We start from the raw sequence: 22,570 nt of genomic DNA, 5'->3' as shown, positions 1-22,570 counted from the left end.
CAAAATACACGAGACAATTAAATTTTTAGACCTTCATTCACAATTAATTTAACAATAAGAAGTTGATAATAGAACCTGATTTGTAGATTTGCACTTATGAAGCAACTATATTCTATTCTCTGCCTTCTTCTTGTGGCTTTTACTGCCTTGGGCCAAAGCAACAATGCAACGCTAAAAGGAACCCTGAAAGACACTAAGGGAGTTCCGCTCGATATGGTCAATATTGTTATTAAAGAGTATCCTACGTTGGGTACGACCACTACTGCACGCGGAGAATTTCTGTTGCGTATTCCGGCACAAAAACATTTAACCATTGTATTTTCATCGCTGGGCTATCAAACGTTTCAGGATTCGGTATATGCAAAACCCGAAGAAACGGTCATTAAGGAGATTGTAATGCCCGAACAAAACCTGGAACTGGCCGAGATTGTGGTGAAAGAGCAGCGACGTAACGGCGGCAATTTAACCAGTATCGACCCTAGGGTGATCAATATCATCCCCAATGCTTCAGGGGCTTTGGAAACCATGCTAAAAACCTTGCCGGGTGTTTCATCCAACAACGAGCTAAGTTCGCAATACACCGTGCGTGGCGGAAATTTTGATGAAAACCTGGTGTACGTAAACGATGTGGAGGTTTACCGTCCGTTTCTCGTGCGGTCGGGACAACAGGAAGGACTGAGTTTTATCAACAGCGACATGGTTTCCACCATCGATTTTTCGGCCGGCGGTTTTAATGCAAAATACGGCGATAAAATGTCGTCGGTGCTCGATATCAAATACAAAAAACCAAGCGATTTTAAAGGATCGGCAACCGCAAGTATGCTGGGGGCTTCTGCTCATTTCGAAGATGTGGCTTTGAACGGAAAACTATCGCACATTTCCGGGATCCGTTATAAAACCAACAGATACCTGCTGGGGAGCCTTGATGAACAAGGCGAATACAATCCAAATTTTCTGGATTTTCAAACTTACATTTGCTATCAGGTTTCGGAAAAGCTGGATGTTTCATTTTTAGGAAACATTGCTCAAAACCAGTATAATTTTATTCCTCAAACACGCGAAACCACCTTTGGAACCTGGCAAAACCCATTGAATACCAAGATCTATTTTAGCGGACAGGAAGAAGATGTCTTTAAAACCTATCTGGGCGCGGTAACTTTTAACTACCATCCGTCGGTGAACCTGAACCTGAAATTTATTGCTTCAGCGTATCATGCCAAAGAAGAAGAAACCTACGACATTCAGGGGCAATATTACCTCAACCAATTGGAGCGCAACATGGCTTCGGGCGATTTTGGCGACAGTGTATTAAACCTGGGAGTCGGAACTTTTCTGAACCATGCCCGCAATTATTTGAATGCCACCGTTTACAGTTTCTCGCACAAAGGAGCTTTTAATTCGGAAAAGCACCTCGTTAACTGGGGAATTAAATACCAGCACGAAAAAATTGAAGACAAGCTGAACGAATGGATCTACCGCGATTCTGCCGGTTATTCCATTCCTTATTCTGATTCTGAAGTGCTTCTTTATTATACGCTGAATGCCAAAAACAAGCTGAGTTCCAATCGCTTTACGGGTTATGTGCAGGATACCTGGAGTGTCCCTGTAAAAAGTGGCGATCTTTACCTGACAGGAGGAGTACGTTTTAACTACTGGGATTTTAACGATGAATTGCTGATCAGTCCGAGGATGACACTGAGTTATTACCCCGAGTGGGAAAAGAAAATGTCGTTTCGCTTATCGGCCGGAATGTACCACCAATCGCCTTTCTTTAAAGAGCTGAAAAACAGCGACGGCAGCATTAATTACGATTCGAAGGCTCAAAAGTCGTTTCAGCTTGTTGGCGGAAGCGACCTGATTTTTTCTGCCTGGGACCGCCCGTTCCGCTTTACCACCGAGGCCTACTACAAATACATGAGTCACCTTGTTCCCTACCAGGTCGACAATGTGCGGATTCGTTATTTGGGCGAACAGGAAGCTACCGGCTATGCCACCGGGCTCGATATGAAAGTAAACGGCGAATTTGTGAGCGGCTTGCAATCGTGGGCCAGTCTGTCCTTTCTGCAAACCAGGGAAGACGTAAAAGGCGACGGCCACGGCATGATCCCCCGTCCTACCGACCAGTGGATGAATTTCAGCCTTTTTTTCCAGGACTATCTTCCGGGTAATCCCAGCTATCGCATGCAGTTGTCGGGCTTTTACGGGGCACGTCTTCCAGCCGGACCACCCAACGGCGAACGTTATCAGGATGTTTTCAGAATGCCTCCGTACCGACGTATCGACCTGGGATTCTCGAAAGTGTTTATCAGTGCAGCCAACCCAAGCGAAGCTCCGTTTTTCAAACACATTACCGACATGTGGCTGAGCCTCGAAGTATTTAACGTGCTCGACATCAACAATACGATTTCCTATTTCTGGGTTTCAAGCATTTACGGTGACCAATTTGCGGTACCCAACTACCTTACCGGCAGAAAGTTCAACTTAAAACTGACCGTTAAATTCTAGTATTTTAGTCGGATACGATCAACTTAATAAAGCCTGAAAGGATTGAAGTAATTGATGCGTTCAACTTCATTCGCACTAATCTTTTCAGGCTCGTCCTTAATAAACTAGAGTGTTAATCATTGAAAATGTTGATTTTCAAAAAGAAGAACGCCGCGTTTGGTCCTCGTTTCTGAAAAATTAAGATAAAAACAGAGTCCATCTCCACTCTACATTTCCGTAATTCAATAATAATTAATAAGTTGCATAATATTTCACGACGAACTAACTGTAGCAGTGATGAAATCAGATACATCTAAACATCTTTTTCAGAAGATTAGACTCCCTGTTTTTCAAGTAGATGCCTTTGCCAGCCAGGTGTTCTTGGGAAACCCGGCGGCCGTTGTTCCGCTGGAAAAGTGGTTACCCGACGAAATGCTGCAAAAAATTGCGCAGGAAAATAATCTTTCTGAAACGGCTTTCTTTTGTGAAAATGGTGACGGATTTGAAATTCGCTGGTTTACACCGCTTGCCGAGGTTGATCTTTGCGGACATGCAACACTGGCTTCGGCTCATGTGCTTTTCAATCATCTGGGGTATTCCAAAAAGGAAATCGCATTTGAATCGCGAAGCGGCACATTGCGTGTCAGCAACAACGACAGCCTGATTTTACTTGATTTTCCAAGCTCTCCCATCGAAGAAATACCCATGCCGGCGGCCATGAAGGGAGCTTTTAACGTCAATCCTAAATCGTGTATTAAAGGGCGCAATGATCTGATGCTGATTTTTGAAGGCGAAAAGGACATTGTAAAATTGAAACCCGATTTCGACTGGTTGGTACACGCCCAAACCCGTGGCGTAATCTGTACTGCAGCTTCCAAAAAATACGATTTTGTCTCGCGTTTTTTTGCACCTGCTGTCGGCATTAACGAAGACCCGGTTACCGGTTCGGCACACACCATGCTGATTCCGTATTGGGCTCAACAACTCGGGAAAACAGAACTGGTCGCCAAACAGGTTTCCCAACGAGGCGGTATTTTATATTGCCGGCATTTAAGCGAACGGGTGGAGATCGGTGGAAAAGCGGTTACCTTTTTACAGGGTGAAATTACGCTTTAGCCTTTATGTTGTAAGCCATTAGAGAATCGCCGTGGCGCACATACAAAACGCCGTTGTGAATCACCAAATGTGCCCAATGCTCAGCTGTTCCCTCAGGCACGCTAAAACGGCTAATTATTTCAAATCCTTCAGGATCAGCTCTTGCCAGGGCCACTTCTCCTTCGCGCTCGGCATAGCAATAAAAGCGCTTATCGGCATAAATAACTGATCCGCCACCAAATTCCTTGTTCTGATTCATTGTTTCTCCGGTGTTCCAATTGATCACCTGCCAGTCTTTCTTCAGATACGACGAGCCATACAAACAGGTATCCATCTGAATTAAGCCTCCCATCAAATTAATGAATTTATTATTTCGCCACACTTCAGAAACACTTTTCCCATCTTCTGACAACTGAAATTGCACCATGCCCGAATTCTTTGTGCGACCGGCAGTAACCACCAAAATCTTTCCATCGGCATACAAGGGTGTGTTGGCATGAATCCGGTTTTGCTGCACCTGCTCCACGCGCCAGTACTTTTCACCGGTTTGCGCATCAATTCCCATAACCGATTCTGAAGTCATCGCAACTACTAGTTTTAGGCCGTTGTGCTCAATTAAAATGGGCGAATTGTAAGTGGCAATCTCTCCTTCTCCAGCACAACTCCAAATCGTTTCCCCGGTAAAGCGGTTCAAGGCAACAACGTTGTTTTCCCGCGCTCCGGGGACACAAATCAGATGATCACCGTTGATCAAAACCGACTCTGAATTTCCAAACTGAATAACCGAATCTGCTCCAAAATCCAGAATAAAATCTTTCGACCATACTTCTTCCCCATTCTCAGTGTTCAGGCAGTAAACAGCTCCCATTCCGCTTTCAATGTAAATCAAGTCGTCAACCACCACCGGAGTAGATCTGGTCCCGTGAAAATTCAGGCTGAAGTCCTTCCCGTATTCTTTTTCATACAGCCGGTTTCCCTGTGCATCAAAAACAAACAAAGCCCCCATGGAAGCAATCGTATCTTTCACTCCCGTAACAAAAACACGGTCGCCAATAACTGCGACAGAACTATGCCCGTAACCTAGTCCCTTGACCGACCAAAGCAAGTCCGGGCCTTTATCCGGCCATTTTTGCATCAGCCCTTTTTCTGTGTAAATGCCGTCACGGTTGGGACCACGCCAATCGGAAATTTCGGGTTGCTGTTGGCACGAAGCCATCATAAACAGGAACATAAGGGCAGGGAGAAAGAAATACTTCATTGTTTTGGTTTTTGTAAGAAGTGCCAAATTTATATTTATCAAAGGATTTGTATCTTCGCGGTGGTCAGAAATTACAGTCTGCACCCGATAAAATTCCACATTAAAATTTTGTACTGATGAACGATCCGTTTGGCGCAGCAATAAAAGAGTATTTCGAAAAGGGGAAAGCCCCTGACCTCGTGGTAAATTCAAACTACACCGAAGATGAAAACATCCCGGTTTCCTATTTTTTCAGGAATGAAAGCGAGATGCCCGAATTGGAAAAAAAGGCTTTGCAATTGTGCAGGGGCAGCATTCTGGATGTGGGAGCTGCAGCCGGTTGTCATGCCCTGGTACTGCAAAACAGGGGGCAGAATGTAACTGCACTTGAACAATCGGAACTGGCTGTGGAAGTAATGAAAACCCGGGGTATCCCAAAAACGATCTCCTCCGATATTTATGAATTTGAAGGTGCCCAATTCGACACCATCCTGCTGCTGATGAACGGTGCCGGAATCGGCGGTACGGTAAACGGGCTAAAAAAGCTGCTTTTTCATTTAAAACCTTTGTTGAGCGAAGGCGGGCAAATTCTGATTGATTCCTCCGACATAAAATATCTTTTTGAAGAAGAAGACGGCTCGATGTGGATCGACCTGTCAAACGATGGATATTACGGAGAAATGGAGTACGAAGTATCGTTCCGGAATATCAAATCAGCATTCGACTGGCTCTTCATCGATTTCAACTTATTGCAAAAAACAGCCATGGAAACCGGTTTTAAATGTGAGCAGATGTTTAAAGGTGAACATTACGATTATTTGGCCAAACTTGAGATATATAAGTGATTTCCTCCTGATTGATAATGCATTTTAATCCTTGAAATTTTCATTTCGTAGAAAAAAACGTGTCGTTTGCAGAAAAACGGGCTTTATTCACCGAAATCATTTCTGACTTTTAAGTGATTTACATAATTTGCATGAGAAATTCGAAAACAGAAAATCGACAATGAAAACAATCATCCTTATCTCTTCCATCTTTTATATCCTCGGATTAAAAATCAGCAATAAGTTTGATTTTGTAAAAAGAAGCACCCCCGTGGAGAAGATAATTGTTCACAAAGCTCAACCTGCAGCACCCGAAAAAGCAATTGATTACAAGGAAGCAGAAGCTGATAAACCGGCCAAAGACACTGTAAACGGTGGTTGCCCTACGGATAAAATACTTGAAAAAGAATAACCATTCGAAGAACAGACGAATATTTCATTACTCACATTGAGTGACCAAAGGGGATGTTTCATCCCCTTTTTTATTACCTTCGGAAGAGTTAAAATCTTTAACCGATGAATTGCAAAATCACCTCCAACGATATCAGAATTTCGAGTTGGGATCAGTTGGTCAACGAAGTTTACCACGATTCATGGAAGCCCGGGATGGGCCGCTTCAGGAGCGATTATGCGTTCCGGGGACTGTCGGATTGCCAGTACCAGCTGGAAAACAGTTTTCTCCGAAATTGCGGACTTCGTCCCGAACTGGAATACCACATTCTTCGCAATTTCAGAAAGTACGCCCGCACCGAAGAAAGCCACCAAACCAGCACACAACTTCGTGCTTTGGTACTGGCGCAGCACCACGGCTTGTCGACCAGACTTTTAGACTGGACTTATTCGCCTTTTGTTGCCATGCACTTTGCCACAGCCAATACCGAAAAGTTCGACATTGACGGAGTGATCTGGCAGGTGGACTTTGTTAAAGTGAACGAACAAATCCCCCGCCCCCTTAAAGTTTTGCTCGACTACGAAAAATGCAATGTTTTTACGGTTGAACTGCTTGAATCGGAAATACCTTCGGTACAAAAGCTGGATGAAATAATCGGTGCCGGTCATGTGTTGTTTTTTGAACCGCCATCGTTGGACGATCGCATTGTAAACCAGTTTGCCTTGTTTTCGATCATGACCAGTCCAACCGCCATTTTGGACGACTGGTTGGTGAAACATCCCGAAGTGTACCGGCGCATTATTATTCCGGCAGCATTAAAATGGGAAATACGTGACAAACTCGACCAGGCCAACATAACTGAAAGAGTTCTTTTTCCGGGCTTGGACGGACTGGCACGCTGGCTAAAACGCCATTATCAACCTAAAATCCACTAATTTGTTATCGTTAGTGAGAGTGAAAAATTCCGGGGTGAGTTTTTCTTTGGAAATACCATTTAAATCTAAACAAAACAATATGTCAGACTTAAACATGAATCGCAGAAAGTTTATCGGTGCTCTTGGTTTGGGAACTGCCCACCTGCTCTTTTCCAACCCGTTGTACGCCGCAGACACCCGCTTTAGCAGTCTTGATCCCTTACAAAAAGTCACGTTGGGAAACTCCGGTATCCAAACATCCCTACTCGGAATGGGAACGGGTGTTCATGCGACCAACCGGTCCAGCTTTCTAACACGGCAGGATGAAGCTCAAAGCCTGGAATTACTGCATCATGCGTATGAAAAAGGCATACGCTACTTCGATTTGGCCGACACTTACGGAACCCACCAAATGCTGGCAAAAGCCATGAAAAAGATGGATCGGAAAGAGCTGACCATTACCACAAAAATTTGGGAACGCGGTGGTGGAATTCCTGAAAACGAACGTCCTCCGGCCGATGTGGTGGTGGATCGTTTCCGGAAAGAACTTAACACCGATTACATCGATCTGGTACAGTTGCACTGCATGGTGGATGACAACTGGACTGACAGTATGAAAGCGCAAATGGATATCCTGGAAAACTTAAAAGCCAAAGGCATTATCCGTGGACACGGAGTTTCGGTTCATTCGCTGCCGGCAATGAAAGCGGCGCTTGAAAGTTCGTGGGTAGATGTCATTCATGTACGTATCAACCCATACGGAATCGCTATGGACAAACCAGACCCGCAGGAAGTGGTAGAAGTGATCCATCAGCTTCACAAATCGGGAAAAGGTGTTATTGGCATGAAGCTGGTTGGCGACGGAAAACTGCGAAATGACAGCGAAAAAATTGACAATGCACTCAACTTTGTGCTCGGGCTTGGCAGCGTAGATATGATGATCATCGGGTTTGAAGAAAAAGACCAAATCGATAATTACATTGGCCGCACACAAAAAGCACTGGCGAAGCTCCATAATTAGTACCGGATACTCGATGTTAGATTGAAGGACTGATGGATTGAAGGACAGAATGCTGTAATGCGTGAATGCTTAAATATTTAATTCTCCTGATTCGATACTTGATTCTGGATTCTCGATACTCAATACTCTCTACTCATTACTAGTTTTCTTGCCCCTTTACCTGTTTAGCAAATTTCAACGGTTCGCTTCTCACGGTTGCTTTGCAGACAAGCTTCCAAAATTCGAATAACACCGGCGGCCTGTTCCGGTTTCACCAACAAGTTGGCATTGTTACGAATAACCTCGTACACATTCTCGTAAAAAAGGCCATAATTTCCGGGAATCGTTTCCACCAACTCTTCCACTTCATCCCCGACTTCTTCATAAAACAATGTTCCCCACTCTTCTGGCGGTTCTGCCCCCCAGTCCTCACCAGTTGGCAGATTACCAGCTTTCAAGAGTTCCTCCTGCGGATCGATCCCTGACTTGTAAAAAGTCCCCAACTCGCCATGAATTGTATACCGAGGCCCCGGATCTTTCACCAGGTAAGAGCACTTCAAAAGAGCCGCAAATCCGGCATATTCAAGCCTGATATCGTAATAATCGTATACCACTCCCCCTTTTCTGACAATGCGCAAATGAGCCGTGACTTCTTTCGGCATCCCAAACAAAACCACAGCCTGGTCGACCATGTGCGAGCCCAGGTTGTAAAGCACTCCGGCATATTCATCTCCTTCTTCCTTCCAGGTGTTGGGCGCAATGGAGGTTCGGTAACGATCAAAATGAGACTCAAACTCAATCAGCCGGCCAAATTTTGCTTCCTTTATAACCTGTTGAACAGTTCTGAAATCGGCATCCCATCTCCTGTTCTGAAAAACCGTTAGCATCCGGTTCTTCTTTTTCGCCAGGTCGATCAACGCTTCGGCCTCTTCACTTTTTAAGGTCATGGGCTTTTCCACCACCACATGCTTCCCGGCTTCCAGGGCTTCTCTTGCCATATTAAAGTGAAAACTGTCAGGCGTATTTACCACCACCAGCTCTATCTCGGGATTATCGAGGATTTCTGAATAGCTGCGCACAATGGTCGCTTCGGGGAAAAGCTTTGCCGATAAGTTTTTTGATCGCTCTAAAATACTTACGACCTCAAACCCTGAATTCACCTTCAACAAAGGCCCGTGAAATACCTGGCCCGACATTCCGAACGATGTTAAAGCAGTTTTTATCGTTGTTTTCATGATCTCATTCATTTGATTTTCAACAAACAAACACATTCGCCAATACCATTCAGCCTAATTACAGCAAGGTATTAACCAACGTTTTAAAAGTAGCTATTTTACACGACTCAGCCAGAAGTTGTTAAAAAACATCTCCAAATTCAGCTATTCTATAACATGTTTTATGTGTTTACAGAATATTTGATTGTAAATTAGTTTTGATGAACCAGTTGCTTAACTAAATCAAAAAATGGAGAACTTCTTCAATAACTATTTACAGAATTACCGGCATATGAATTTTGAAACCGGAGATTTTCCCGGCCCTTTTATCACTATTTCCCGCCAGGCGGGATGTTCAGCCAAGCGAATTGCCATAAAATTGTCGAAAATTTTAACCGGCTACAGTTACATGTCCGATACAAAAACCGATGCAGATTGGAGATGGGTCGACAAAGAAATGTTCTCGCAAGTGGTGGAAGAGATGATTGCTGAAGTGGTTGAAGGCGGATACGACAATGAAAAAGGCGACGCTGTCAAATTCCTGAAAACCGTTGACAAAGCATTTTCGGAAGAAACCATTTACGATATTTCGGATGAGAACCTGATCCTGACACTTAAAGGTATCATTTGCAGGTTGGCATGCCAGGGAAGAACCATCATTGTTGGCCGGTCGGCCGGCGTAATTCTCAAAAACGTACCTAACAAGCTTAATATAAGGCTCGAAGCACCAACCGATTGGCGAATCAACAGAGTTATGCAGATCAAGGATCTGACACGTGCCGAAGCCGAGAAATTTATTACTGAGATGGACGATAAGCGTGACTCCTTTATCGAAAAAGTGATTGGGAGAAAAGCTGAAAACAACGATTTTGATGTAATTTTCAATTATGCTTCGTTGGAAGATGACCTGATTGTGGACTCCATTGTCAATATTTTAAGGAATAAACAGATCATTGCCCGTTTTAATGACTATTAGACGTTCTTGTTTAAATTTCCGCTTTAGTTTGAGAAAACCTTATAAAACAATATATTTGAAGCACTATGATAATAACAACTCCCGTAAACCGGGAGAATTAATACTTAAATCTCACCTTACAGAGGCCTTTTTTCGGAAAGGCCTTTTAACTTTCAAAAATTTTTCTAAAAAAAGAGTTGTAGGTATAGTGTAAATCTGATAAATAGTACTTTTATTTGCATATAGAATTTAATACGTTCTTCACCAAATTGAAACCTTGTGATTTTCTGTCTTAATTTCTAACGTTCTTCTTAATTCATTGATTTTAAAAGGTGTTAACAGCACCAGTGTTTTACAATTTATACATTACTTTATTTTTCTATTTTTTTTATGAATTTATTTGTTGCAAGGTTAAACTCATCTACTACAGATGAAGACCTAATGAATCTCTTCTCTGCTCACGGAGAAGTATCCTCTGCCAAAGTTATTATTGACAGAGAGACCGGGAACTCGAAAGGTTTTGGTTTTGTTGAAATGCCAAACGACGAAGAAGCAAATGCAGCTATTGCGGCTCTGAACGAAACGGAATTAGACGGGAAAAACATTGTTGTTAAAGAGGCCAATCCTCAACAGGAACGCCCCAGAAGGGATTTTAACCGTGGCGGTGGCGGCGGTTTCAACCGTGGTGGTGGCTTTAACCGTGGTGGCGGTGGTGGTGATCGCCGTGGTGGCGGTGGTGGCTTTAGAAGCGACGACCGACGTGGCGGTGGTGACCGTAAATTCGGTGATCGCAGAGGTGGCGGTGGAGACCGCAGAGGCGGCGGAGATCGTCGCAGCGGAGGCTACGGCCAAAGCTACGACGAGCAATGGTAGACAACTAATGCTCTGATAGTATAAGAAAGGTGTTTGGAAATCCAAACACCTTTTTATTTTTATCAAGTATAAGATTCTTACAGCTTCTTTAACCAGGCTTCGGCATCTTCCATTCCGGTTTTCACCTCACTCTTAATCGCAAAATTAAACCCCGGTTGAATGCAAAAAGAACCGTATTCGCCCTTTTTGTTCAGTGCAATATAACCAATCTGGTGATTCTCATAATCCGGAATCTTTCGGGCAATGCGTTTAACTGCTTCTTCGCACGCTTCAGACGGAGACATGCCGTTTCGCATTAACTCTACCACCAGAAAAGTTCCCACCGTTTTCATTACCAACTCTCCGGAACCGGTAGCTACAGCACCACCTACTTCGCCATCCACAAATAAACCGGCGCCAATGATGGGAGAATCGCCTACACGGCCAGGCATTTTATACCCCATTCCGCTGGTGGTACATGCCCCCGATATTCTGCCATCTTTGTCAATTGCCAGCATTCCGATGGTATCGTGATTGTCTTCGCTTACATTCTCAATATTTATCTTATTGCTGAACTTGTTTTGCTCCTTCTTCCACTTTTTCCACTCTTCCTTGCGCTTTGGTGTGAGCAGTTTTTCCTTTTTAAAGCCATTCTCCAACGCAAATTTCAAAGCTCCTTTACCGCTAAGCATCACATGCGGCGTTTTTTCCATTACCAAACGGGCCACAGAAATCGGATGCACAATATGCTGAAGGTAGGTAACACACCCGGCGCGGCCCTTTTCATCCATAATACAGGCATCGAGCGTTACTTTTCCCTCGGCATCCGGAATGCCCCCTTTCCCTACGGTAATCACGTTGGGATCGGCTTCGGGAACACGCACACCTGCTTCTACCGCATCAAGCGAATGACCACCTTTTGAAAGTACCTCCCAGGCAGCCTCGTTGGCCGGCAAACCATGATTCCATGTAGAAATTACAATCGGAATGTTTCCTCCGTTTTCAGCACCAACTGATGCCAGTCCCTGCTTTGCAAGGCCAATTCCGGCTAATGCCAAAGAGCCTTTCACCAAAAAAGATCTTCTTGAAGTCATAACTATCTGTTTCTAAATGTTCATTCAAAAATACGTAAAATCCACACACTCCTTTGTTGAATTGCTAAAGCATACATGGCTTGCAACTCCCAGAATCAATCGTGTGAAAAGTACTCCAATGTTTTCCGGTAGTTGGAAAATACCAAGGCACGAGAGATAAACCCAAGGTATTTACCTTCGTCAATAACAGCCAGGTTGTAGCGGTTCGAAGTCTCAAACTTCTCGGCCACAGTCTCCATGCTGTCCTGCGACGAAATATAAAACTCGGGCATGAACATTAAATCCTTCACCTTTACCTTATCATATAATTCCGGTTCAAAAATCAATGATTTGATCTTTGATAATTTGACCATGCCTTTTAAATAACCTTCCTTATCAACCACCGGAAATAAGTTTCGGTTCGATTTTGAAATAGCTTTTACGAGGTCTCTTAATGTTCCATCAGGCGAAAGAATAACAAAATCGTTTTCAATCAGTTTTTTCACTTCCATCGACCTCAACACCGCTTTGTCTTTGTTGTGGGTAATCAGTTCGCCGGTATCTGCCAGGCGTTTGGTATAGATTGAATGCGGCTCAAATGCCATAATGGTTACATAGGCTACGGTGGAGGTGATCAATAGCGGAATAAACATTCCGTAACCACCTGTTATTTCAGCCGTAAGGAAAATTCCGGTAAGTGGTGCATGCATTACTGCTGCCATCATTCCGGCCATTCCCGCCAGGGCAAAGTTGTTTTCCACCACATTAAGTCCGAATAAGGTATTCAGCAGTTTAATGACAAAATAACCAGCCAGGGCTCCTGAAAACAAAGTAGGGGCAAAGATTCCGCCATTACCTCCTCCCCCGGTTGTAGCTGACATGGCCAGCACTTTAAATATCAAAATACCGGCAACTACCAGTAACACGATATACGGATTATCTTTCCAGGGAGCAAAAAGAGATGAATCGAGCAATTCATGCCCGTGATTGTTAAAAACGGTAATAATACTGTCGTACCCTTCCCCCCACAACGGAGGAAAAAGAAATACCAGCACTCCGACGATGAAACCACCGGCCAACATGCGTATAAACCAGCTATTAATGCCCTTAAACCGACTTTCGAAGTACATGGTACCACGGGTAAAGTAAAGGCCTAAAAAGCCAGTAAAAACACCTACCAGAAGAAAAATCCAGATAGTGTTGATTTCGAAGGGAGCAACCTGTACGAATTTCAACAGCACTCCTTCGCCCATAAAAAAGTAGGCTAACACAGTGGCCGTTACGGCTGATATCAACAGCGGAATCAAAAAGGCCATGTTCAGATCGAGCATCAAAACTTCGAGCGTAAAAACGATACCTGCCATTGGGGCGTTAAAGATACCAGCAATAGCACCGGCTGCTCCACATCCCACCATCAGCGTGATGTACTTGTAGCGAAGTTTAAATATGCGAGCCAGGTTGGAACCAATCGAAGCACCTGTAAGCACAATGGGTGCCTCCGATCCTACCGACCCTCCAAAACCAATGGTGAGCGAACTGGCCACCATCGACGAATACATTTTATGTGGTTTTAGCTTACTGCTCTTCTTGGATATGGCATACAAAATTTTTGAAACACCATGCCCGATATCGTCCTTGATAAAATACCGGATAAACAAAACGGTCAGAAAAATACCAAACATCGGGAAAAACAGGTACAGGTACCGGAATCCCTCCAAATCGATATAAGAAGTAAGTCCTTCTGCCACAAAGTGAATACTCCTTTTTAAAATAAGAGCAGCCAAACCACTCAGTAACCCCACAACCAAACTCAGCATATAAAGAAAGTTCTTCTCACTGACTTTAGCTATCCTCCATGCAACCAATCGGTTAAGTAACCTCTTGGGATTGTATTTCCTAAACATGTGAAACATTAATTATTTGTTTTCGGTAGCGGGTAAACACCCTCGCACGCGATATAAAACCTATATATTTTCCTTCTTCTATTACAGCCAGATTATAGCGACCTGATACTTCAAACTTGTTGGCAACCATTTCCATGTTGTCGTTTGGATCGATCGAATACTGAGGCATGTACATCAAATCTTTTATCTGGATCACGTCATACAATTCATGCTTGAAAATCATATCACGCACATCGTCCATTTTCACCATGCCGATCAATTTCCCATCCTTTTCAACCACCGGAAACAAATCACGGTGAGCTCTTGTAATGGCTTCTGTAAGATCGCGCAAAGTAGCGTTAGGTTTTAGTATTTCAAAGTCGGTTTCAATCATTTCCCGTACGTCCATCATTTGCAATACATTGGCATCCTTGTCGTGTGTCAGCAGCTCCTTGCGTTGAGCCAACTGAATATGATAAACCGAATTAGGAGTGAAAGCTCTTACAATCAGGTACGAAAAAGTACCCGTAATCATCAGCGGAACAAACAGTTGATAACCACCCGAAATATCCGCAATCAGGAAAATGCCTGTTAACGGGGCATGCAAAACCCCGGCAATAAGCCCCGCCATGCCAATCAAAGCAAAATTATTGGTATTGATCTGATGAAGCCCCGTTTGTTTAACCAGCAGAGAGAACAGCATTCCGGTATTTACACCCATAAACAGGGTTGGTGCAAAAATTCCACCAACACCACCTGCTCCAAAAGTAAGCGAGGTTGCCACAATCTTCAATAAAATCACAGCAGCGATCAGGATTATAGCCACCCAAAGTTCATCTTTAAATCCGTAAAACAGGCTATTGTCGAACAAATATTCCAGGTTTCCCGCCAGGCAATCGTTTATGGCCTCGTAACCTTCCCCATACAAACTTGGAAACAGGAAAATTAGCAGTCCCAAACCGGTTCCTCCAATCAGCAAACGAGTACGCTTATTTTTTAGTTTTTCGAACAAACCGCCAACAAACAGGTACATTTTGGTGAAATAAACTGAAACAAAACCGGCCACGATCCCCAGTAAAATGTAATACGGAAGATCGTTCATGTTAAAAGCCTGTTTTACGTCAAAAGGATACAATACATCCTGCCCGAGGAAAAAATAAGAGGTAACAACACCCGTTGCTGATGCCAGCAGCAAGGGCACCAGCGAAAATACGGTAAGGTCGATCATAATAACCTCTACCGCAAAAACAATAGCTGCGATGGGCGCTTTAAAAATAGCAGCCATGGCCCCTGCGCAGGCACAGGCCAACATAAGTATCGTATTTTTGTAGCTCAGCCGAAAAGTAGTGGCTAACCACGATCCCCAGGCCGTTCCGGTAGCTACGGTCGGTCCTTCCAACCCGACAGAGCCACCAAATCCCACGGTTAACGAACTGGTAAGTACAGACGAATAAAGATTGTGTAATCGAATTTTTCCTCCTTGCTTCGAAATGCTGTGTAGTACATTAGGAATCCCATGCCTCACTTCGGAGCGGACTACGTATTTAATGATCAATACCGAAAGAAAAATACCAATGATGGGCAAGGCAAAATAAATGTAGTTCTCTACGTCGGTTGTTACCACCGAATGCACGACCCGCTGAGTAAGCCAAACCGTGTTTTTGATAATAACCGCAGCAATCCCGGAAAGTATCCCGACAACGATACTCAGAATGGTGAGAAACCCCCTCTCACTCAAATGCTTCAGACGCCATCGGTGCAAACGTACCCAAATATGTAAGTTACCTTTCATTTTCAGAAAAGCAAAAGTAACAAATAGGTGCTTCGCTTAACAATTTTTAAGAACTAAAAACAGCCAAAACTTGTTAGCTTAACAAACGTAAATTACAGAATTCTGCAAGATGAACGAACAAACGAAAACAGTTGTTATTACGGGGCAAAGCGGTTACCTGGGAAGTCTCCTGACGGCCCAACTGAAAGCTGCCGGTTTTCTGGTGAAAGGTATCCCCCGCCCAACACTGTCCCAAAAGGATGAATTGATAAACGAAATTCGCTCGTGTTATGCGGTAATTAACCTGGCAGGAGCTCCGGTATTGCAACGCTGGACCCCTAAAAACAGGAAAACAATTTATGAAAGCCGTGTACTAAGCACTCAAAACCTGGTTGAGGCAATCAACGAGCTGCCTGCCGAATTTCGTCCGAAGAAATTCATTTCGGCTTCTGCTATCGGAATATACAAAACCGGACTCCTTCACGACGAAAACAGTACTGTCTTTGACGATGGTTTCCTCGGAACCGTTGTGCAAGATTGGGAAAAGCCACTCGCTGAATTACCGGCACAGGTTCAAAAAGTGATATTCAGAATTGGCCTGGTGATTGGAAAGCAAGCCTCAACAATCACCAAATTATTGGTACCATTCAAACTTGGACTGGGGGCAAGCATCGGAAACGGCCAGCAAACTTTTCCTTTTATTCATGAGGAAGACGTGGCCCGCGCTTTTGCATGGGCTATGGAAGAATATTCAGAAAGCAACACTTTCAACCTGGTTGCTCCGGAAGGAATCAACAACCGAACTTTTACCCGGAAGCTGGCACGCCAACTCAGGCGGCCTACCTTTCTTTTCATTCCTGAAATAGCAATAAAACTGGTGTTGGGAAAAGCCGCCGTTCTGTTAACGCAATCACCCGAAGTTTCATCCCAAAAAATACAAAAAGCCGGTTTTAAGTTTCACTACCCCGATATCGATGCTGCTTTGCGTGAAATCCTTGGATAGATCGCCTTATATTTCTTCAACATTACCTAATCGTTTCTTTATATTTATTTTAAATAAGGAAAGGACAGCGAATAAAATAGATGTCAACTTCATTCACTAGCTTTGCAGCAGAATTCATTTAATAACAGCCAAATAGTAGAATTGAAATGGAATACCTGCAAAGCAACCTGAAAAAGCTCAAAAACGTTTTCTGGCGTCGTCCTGACCGTCTGTTTGCCTTGCGTTCCACCATTTCGATGGGAGTTTTAGCCATTCCATTCATTATTGCAGGTAAGCCATTCTTTGGTGTAACACTTGCTTTGGGAGCATTGGCCGGAGCACTTTCCGAAACCGACGATCATCCCAAAGGACGAGTAAAAGCCTTATCTATAACCGTTTTTAGCTTTTTCATCTCCAGTTTTGCTGTTGGCCTGCTAAATAATTACCCCTGGCTGCTCGGAACCGGGTTCGTTCTCTCCACCATTGTATTTATTCTTTTGGGCGGACTGGGAGAACGCTACCGCGCCATTACTTTTGGCTCCGTTTTGGTGGGAATTTATGCCATGCTGGGTATAGAAATAAGCCCGGCCTGGTACTGGCAGGCGGTGCTGTTGCCCGCAGGTGCCCTGTTTCATGGCATCCTAACGCTTATTCTGATGTATTTAAACCCCTGGCGCTTATTGGACGAACAACTGGCCAAGGGCTTTACTACCCTTTCCAATTACCTCGAAAAAAAGTCGATGCTTTTTCCCAGCGAGGAACAGGAACAGGCAAGCATCAACAAAGACCTGGCATTGCTAAACATCAGTGTGGTTAATTCGCTCGAAAAAATAAAAGAAGTACTTAATAACTACGGAAAAGAATTAAGCGATCCTGAACCTTTGCGTCCTTACCTTCAGCGCTTTATGCTTTTACAAAGCCTCCACGAGCGGGCTGCCTCCAGTCACGAGCGACACGATAAACTGAGCAACGACACCGACAACCTGGAAGTTATGGAAGGCTTTGGTGAAATGCTTCGTCAGCTAGCCTTTGCAACCCGGCAGGTGGCTGACAATGTTCTCACAGGATCTTCGTACCATCACCCAATGGCACTCGAGTGGATTTCAAATGCCATTGAAGAAAAGCTTAAACACATTGACGCAAACACTGCTCAGCCGCTTGTATTACTGCACCACAACCTGTACCGTTCACAATTATCGTTAAAGTACCTTGATAACACGGAGGAAGGAACCGCCATTCCACGTTTAAAACGGGACAAGCGAAGCCCGATGGAACGTTTTCAATCTCTTTTGTCGTTCAAACATCCGCGAATGCGTTATGCACTGCGGCTTAGTTTGAGCTTTATGATTGGTTTTATCTTGGCAAAATCCCTTCATCTTGACAAAGGAGCCTGGGTAATGCTTACCAGTTTATTCGTCAGCCAGATAACTTACAGCGATACACGGCGCCGACTCTTCCAACGTTTACTGGGTACCGTAACCGGTGTGGTGCTGGGAGCCTTACTGCTTCATATTTTCACCACTACCGCAGCGCAGGTTCTTTTAATGCTGGGCTCGGCGATGGCCTTCTTTTACTGGCTGAAAACCAACTATTCGGTGGCGGTGATCTTTGTAACTACTTTTGTTATCAGCGCTTTCAACCTTATTTCGAAAGATGCCGGGTTACATATTCTGGAGCCCCGCTTAATCGCCACCTTGCTTGGCGCATCCTTGTCGTTTATCGTAATACGTTTTCTGTGGCCCGGATGGCAATACCGCCGCATGCCTGAACTAATTTCGAAAGCGATGCAAAAGAACAGGGCTTATTTGCAGGAAATTTTGCGCGAATACAAAGAAACCAGCAAAGATGACCTTGCATACCGGATTGCCCGCAGAGAGGCTCATTTAGCGGATAACGAACTGGCACTGGCCTGGAACAGCATGCGTCAGGAACCCAAAAGCAAACGCAAATTGATGAAACATGCTTTTACGCTCACTTACCTGAATCATGCGTTATTGTCACATATTTCGGCTTTGGGAGCTCACCGCGAAACCCATCTTCCCGGTATAGAAAACATGCAGGAAATAATGGAACGGGTAAATGCGGTGCTTAACGAAGCAGGCTGCTACCTGCAAAGCAAAACTCACAGCAATACAAGTAATCTCTCCCCCACACTACTGGAACTGAAGCAACAAATTGTCACTACCGACTCGGGATTAAAAAAACAGCAACTCCGGCTTTTTTACAACATTGCCGATTCTACCGCCAAAATAATGCAGGAGCTTCAGGAAACACAGGATGACAGAGCTGCCAATTAACAGCTTAAGCTTTTCAAAAAATAGCATTTACTACTTCTTTTAATCAGCAACGCAAAGTATTGAAAAACAAAAAGCCTCCCGTTTAACAACGGAAGGCTTTGTATAGTAACTAAACCAATAATTAGTCAAGTTGAGGACCAGCAGCAACCAATGCTTTACCTTCTTCGTTATCAGTATATTTAACAAAGTTTTTGATAAAACGGCCACCTAAGTCTTTAGCTTTAGTTTCCCACTCTGCAGCATCAGCATAAGTGTCGCGTGGATCCAAAATTTTAGGATCAACACCTGGCAATGCAGTAGGTACTTCCAGGTTGAAGATTGGGATAACTTTCGTTTCAGCTTTTTCAATCGAACCATCCAGGATAGCGTTGATAATACCGCGTGTATCTTTGATTGAGATACGTTTTCCTGATCCGTTCCAACCTGTGTTCACCAGGTAAGCTTCTGCTCCGTGCTCTTCCATTTTCTTCACTAATTCTTCACCGTATTTTGTTGGGTGAAGTGTAAGGAAAGCAGCACCAAAACAAGCCGAGAAAGTTGGAGTTGGCTCAGTGATACCACGCTCAGTTCCGGCTAATTTTGCTGTAAAACCTGACAGGAAGTGGTATTTTGTCTGATCCGGAGTCAGTTTAGAAACCGGAGGCAATACGCCAAATGCATCTGCACTCAGGAAGATCACTTTCTGAGCATGACCTGCTTTTGAAGGTACTGCGATGTTGTCGATGTGGTAAATTGGGTAAGAAACGCGAGTGTTCTCTGTAGTAGAACCATCGTTGAAGTCGATTTTACCATCAGCATTAACAGTAACGTTTTCCAACAATGCGTTACGTTTGATAGCAGCGAAAATTTCCGGCTCTGAATCTTTGTCTAACTTGATGGTTTTAGCATAACATCCACCTTCGAAGTTAAAGATACCAGCTTCGTCCCATCCGTGCTCATCGTCACCAATTAACTGGCGGTTAGCATCGGTAGAAAGAGTGGTTTTACCAGTACCAGACAAACCAAAGAAGATAGCAACATCACCTTCTTTACCAACGTTGGCCGAACAGTGCATGGAAGCCATACCGCGCAGTGGCAAGTAGTAGTTCATCATCGCGAACATACCTTTTTTCATTTCGCCACCGTACCATGTACCACCAATCACCTGCATTTTTTCAGTCAGGTTGAATACAGTAAAGTTTTCTGAATTCAAACCCTGCTCTTTCCAGTTCGGGTTGGTTGTTTTAGAACCGTTCATTACAACGAAGTCTGGTTCACCGTAGTTAGCCAATTCTTCTTCTGTTGGACGGATGAACATGTTTTTTACGAAGTGAGCCTGCCATGCCACTTCCATAATGAAACGAACTTTCAAACGAGAATCTTCGTTCGCACCACAGAAAGTATCAACAACAAACAATTTTTTACCCGACAGTTCTTTTGCTACCAAACTTTTTAATTCGGCCCAAACTTCAGGAGTTGTTGGTTTGTTGTCGTTTTTAGCTTGTTCCGAAGTCCACCACATAGTATCTTTTGTAGTGTCATCCATAACAATAAACTTGTCTTTAGGTGAACGGCCAGTGAAAATACCAGTCATTACGTTTACTGCGTCCAACTCAGTAAGCTGACCTTTTTCAAAGCCTTCCAATTCAGGTTTCATCTCTTCTTCGAAGAGCTGTTCGTAAGATGGGTTATGTACGATTTCCTTCACATCAAGGATGCCGTACTTGGTTAGATCCAAATTTTTCATAACTACCTAATAATTAACTTTATAAATGTTTCGTTCGAATTATAAACGGGTAACAAAAATAATTTTTTTTTCGGATCAGCTCCCCTTATTCCAGGCAATTAGTTGCATTAGCAGACCAATTAAACAATCTGTTAACATTGGATTTTTCTTTCAAAAAGTGAATATATGTGCAAATAAAATAATCATGATCACCGAAATCACAAACAGAAATGAAAGTAGAAATTTTCCCTCTCCCTAGCTTCCTCTATATTTATAGAAAGGGAAGATCTGTCAGTTGACGGATTAGGGTGATTATGAATATTTAAACCATATTTTGCTGTTGATTTTCGATGGGCTTTCTCAGAAAATAAAAAAGGGTGCAACATTTCTATTGCCCCTTGCCATACGTTATTTTAAAGATATTAAGACCTAGGATGATATTGATGAATGGTACTCCGCAGGTAATCCCTGTCCAGGTGGGTATAAATTTCAGTTGTTAGAATCGATTCGTGCCCCAGCATCTCTTGTACGGCTCTCAAATCAGCCCCGCCGTTTATTAAATGTGTTGCAAAAGAATGCCTGAACGTATGGGGACTGATCTTTTTATCGAGACCAATTTTTTCAGCCAGGTTTTTAATGATCGTAAAAATCATTACCCGGCTTAATTTTCTACCTCTCCGGTTCAGGAACAAAATATTCTCGCTGTCCCTGCTAACACGCAGTTTTTTGCGGTAGGTAGTAAGATATTTATTGATCTCTTCGATGGCACTTTTGCTGGCCGGAACAAGGCGCTCTTTCTCCCCTTTTCCTTCTACCTTGATAAAGCCCTGCTCAAAGAAAAGATTGGTGATCTTCAGGTTCACCAACTCCGACACACGTAACCCGCAGCTGTACAATGTTTCCAGCATTGCTTTGTTTCGCTGCCCCTCGGCTTTGTTTAAATCAATGGCATTGATCAGCGTATCAATTTCTTCCATCGTTAAAATATCCGGAAGTTTCCGCCCTATTTTAGGAGATTCCAATAATGCTGTTGGATCATTCGTAATTTTCCCTTCAATAAGAAGGTACTTGTAAAAAGATTTTATCCCGGAGATTGTCCGGGCTTGGGTACGCGGGCTCACGCCCCGTTCGTTAAGCCATTCAACAAAAGCTTTGAGTTGGTCCAGTTTAACTTTATCGGGAGCCACTCCTTTATACTTATTTGCTAAGAAATCGGTCAGCTTATTGACATCGTTTATGTAGGCTGCTATCGAATTCTGAGACAAAGACTTCTCCAGTTTCAGATAATTTTCGTAGCCCTTTTTACTATCCTCCCATTTCATAATCTACCAAATTAAGTTATTTTTAATGTCTGTTTCTTCCCTACTGATTGTCATAATATTCAGAACCTACAAGTTCGTTTGCAATCATTAATTACGATCAGCCTAGAATAAAGTTACTATAAAAAAAATTAAAATCGAAATAAATGAAAATATTGATTATCAATGGTCCGAATCTCAATCTATTAGGTGTTAGAGAGAAATCGATATACGGTTCTGAAAGTTTTGAATCATTTTTTCAACAGTTAAAAACTGAATTTCCGGAAGTGGAGTTTACATATTATCAATCAAATGTTGAAGGTGAAATTGTAAACAAATTACATGAATTTGGTTTTTCCGCTGATGGCATCATTATCAACGCGGGTGCATACACCCATACTTCGGTTGCCATACGCGACGCCATTGCCGGAATTAACACTACCGTAGTGGAAGTACACATCTCCAACACGCTCACCCGCGAAGATTTCAGGCATAAATCCCTGATCGGACCGGTTTGCAAGGGCTGCATCATGGGATTTGGATTAAAATCGTACACACTTGCAGTAAAAAGTTTTGTAATTTAGAGAATGCATAC

Annotated in this window: 18 protein-coding genes; 11 read left to right on the top strand and 7 right to left on the bottom strand. The window is 43.4% G+C overall.

Annotation, left to right across the window (positions count from 1 at the left end; genetic code table 11):
- Nucleotides 1–96: 96 nt before the first annotated feature.
- Nucleotides 97–2,505 (top strand): TonB-dependent receptor, encoded by a 2,409-nt coding sequence (locus tag INQ51_RS19560; RefSeq protein WP_233379647.1) that lies wholly within the window; start codon nucleotides 97–99, stop codon nucleotides 2,503–2,505.
- A 276-nt stretch (nucleotides 2,506–2,781) separates the two neighbouring features.
- Complete coding sequence (locus INQ51_RS19555) at nucleotides 2,782–3,600, top strand: PhzF family phenazine biosynthesis protein (RefSeq protein WP_233379646.1); 819 nt, start codon at nucleotides 2,782–2,784, stop codon at nucleotides 3,598–3,600.
- On the opposite strand, the gene INQ51_RS19550 is transcribed toward INQ51_RS19555, so the two are convergent.
- The gene (locus tag INQ51_RS19550) at nucleotides 3,590–4,837 is read right to left on the bottom strand and encodes a PQQ-binding-like beta-propeller repeat protein (protein ID WP_233379644.1); all 1,248 of its coding nucleotides are present in this window, start codon (nucleotides 4,835–4,837) and stop codon (nucleotides 3,590–3,592) included. The genes INQ51_RS19555 and INQ51_RS19550 overlap by 11 nt on opposite strands.
- Nucleotides 4,838–4,953: 116 nt before the next feature.
- Between INQ51_RS19550 and INQ51_RS19545 the strand changes: the two genes are divergently transcribed.
- From INQ51_RS19545 to INQ51_RS19530, 4 genes are all read left to right on the top strand, one after another.
- Nucleotides 4,954–5,661 (top strand): class I SAM-dependent methyltransferase, encoded by a 708-nt coding sequence (locus INQ51_RS19545; protein WP_233379643.1) that lies wholly within the window; start codon nucleotides 4,954–4,956, stop codon nucleotides 5,659–5,661.
- A 160-nt stretch (nucleotides 5,662–5,821) separates the two neighbouring features.
- Entirely contained in the window at nucleotides 5,822–6,052 is a 231-nt protein-coding gene (locus INQ51_RS19540) for a hypothetical protein (protein WP_233379642.1), read from the top strand.
- 104 nt (nucleotides 6,053–6,156) lie between these two features.
- Nucleotides 6,157–6,966: an FRG domain-containing protein gene (locus INQ51_RS19535; RefSeq protein WP_233379641.1), complete on the top strand. Its 810-nt coding sequence runs from the start codon at nucleotides 6,157–6,159 to the stop codon at nucleotides 6,964–6,966.
- A gap of 79 nt (nucleotides 6,967–7,045) precedes the next feature.
- Entirely contained in the window at nucleotides 7,046–7,966 is a 921-nt protein-coding gene (locus tag INQ51_RS19530) for an aldo/keto reductase (protein ID WP_233379640.1), read from the top strand.
- A 164-nt stretch (nucleotides 7,967–8,130) separates the two neighbouring features.
- Here the strand turns inward: INQ51_RS19530 and INQ51_RS19525 are convergent, their stop codons facing one another.
- Nucleotides 8,131–9,180: a Gfo/Idh/MocA family oxidoreductase gene (locus tag INQ51_RS19525; protein WP_233379637.1), complete on the bottom strand. Its 1,050-nt coding sequence runs from the start codon at nucleotides 9,178–9,180 to the stop codon at nucleotides 8,131–8,133.
- 229 nt (nucleotides 9,181–9,409) lie between these two features.
- On the opposite strand from INQ51_RS19525, the gene INQ51_RS19520 reads away from it, so the two are divergent.
- Nucleotides 9,410–10,135, top strand: a complete 726-nt coding sequence (locus INQ51_RS19520; protein WP_233379636.1) for an AAA family ATPase — start codon at nucleotides 9,410–9,412, stop codon at nucleotides 10,133–10,135.
- Nucleotides 10,136–10,504: 369 nt separating this feature from the next.
- Nucleotides 10,505–10,987, top strand: coding sequence for an RNA recognition motif domain-containing protein (locus INQ51_RS19515; RefSeq protein WP_233379635.1), 483 nt, complete (start codon nucleotides 10,505–10,507; stop codon nucleotides 10,985–10,987).
- Nucleotides 10,988–11,064: 77 nt separating this feature from the next.
- Here INQ51_RS19515 and INQ51_RS19510 read toward each other — a convergent pair whose 3' ends face one another.
- From INQ51_RS19510 to INQ51_RS19500, 3 genes are all read right to left on the bottom strand, one after another.
- Nucleotides 11,065–12,060 carry a N(4)-(beta-N-acetylglucosaminyl)-L-asparaginase gene (locus tag INQ51_RS19510; protein ID WP_233379634.1) on the bottom strand — a complete coding sequence of 332 codons (996 nt, stop codon included), beginning with the start codon at nucleotides 12,058–12,060 and terminating at the stop codon, nucleotides 11,065–11,067.
- A 95-nt stretch (nucleotides 12,061–12,155) separates the two neighbouring features.
- The gene (locus tag INQ51_RS19505; RefSeq protein WP_233379633.1) at nucleotides 12,156–13,856 is read right to left on the bottom strand and encodes a chloride channel protein; all 1,701 of its coding nucleotides are present in this window, start codon (nucleotides 13,854–13,856) and stop codon (nucleotides 12,156–12,158) included.
- 79 nt (nucleotides 13,857–13,935) lie between these two features.
- A complete protein-coding gene (locus INQ51_RS19500) occupies nucleotides 13,936–15,714 on the bottom strand; it encodes a chloride channel protein (RefSeq protein ID WP_233379632.1) in 1,779 nt (592 codons plus the stop codon).
- A gap of 109 nt (nucleotides 15,715–15,823) precedes the next feature.
- Here INQ51_RS19500 and INQ51_RS19495 point away from each other — a divergent pair, with 109 nt between their 5' ends.
- The gene (locus INQ51_RS19495) at nucleotides 15,824–16,696 is read left to right on the top strand and encodes a TIGR01777 family oxidoreductase (protein WP_233379631.1); all 873 of its coding nucleotides are present in this window, start codon (nucleotides 15,824–15,826) and stop codon (nucleotides 16,694–16,696) included.
- A 146-nt stretch (nucleotides 16,697–16,842) separates the two neighbouring features.
- Entirely contained in the window at nucleotides 16,843–18,972 is a 2,130-nt protein-coding gene (locus INQ51_RS19490) for an FUSC family membrane protein (protein WP_233379630.1), read from the top strand.
- Nucleotides 18,973–19,093: 121 nt separating this feature from the next.
- Here INQ51_RS19490 and pckA read toward each other — a convergent pair whose 3' ends face one another.
- Both pckA and xerD read right to left on the bottom strand, forming a co-directional pair.
- On the bottom strand, nucleotides 19,094–20,698 hold the full coding sequence (gene pckA / locus INQ51_RS19485; RefSeq protein ID WP_233379628.1) for a phosphoenolpyruvate carboxykinase (ATP): 1,605 nt from the start codon (nucleotides 20,696–20,698) through the stop codon (nucleotides 19,094–19,096).
- 401 nt (nucleotides 20,699–21,099) lie between these two features.
- The gene (xerD, locus tag INQ51_RS19480) at nucleotides 21,100–21,999 is read right to left on the bottom strand and encodes a site-specific tyrosine recombinase XerD (RefSeq protein WP_233379627.1); all 900 of its coding nucleotides are present in this window, start codon (nucleotides 21,997–21,999) and stop codon (nucleotides 21,100–21,102) included.
- Between the two features lie 143 nt (nucleotides 22,000–22,142).
- On the opposite strand from xerD, the gene aroQ reads away from it, so the two are divergent.
- Nucleotides 22,143–22,559, top strand: a complete 417-nt coding sequence (gene aroQ, locus INQ51_RS19475; protein ID WP_233379626.1) for a type II 3-dehydroquinate dehydratase — start codon at nucleotides 22,143–22,145, stop codon at nucleotides 22,557–22,559.
- The last annotated feature ends 11 nt before the right edge of the window (nucleotides 22,560–22,570 follow it).

The organism is Maribellus sp. CM-23, assembly GCF_021354595.1.
GTDB lineage: Bacteria > Bacteroidota > Bacteroidia > Bacteroidales > Prolixibacteraceae > Draconibacterium.
The sequence above is the reverse complement of the archived record's forward strand: the minus strand, read 5'-3'. Positions and strand labels throughout refer to the sequence as shown.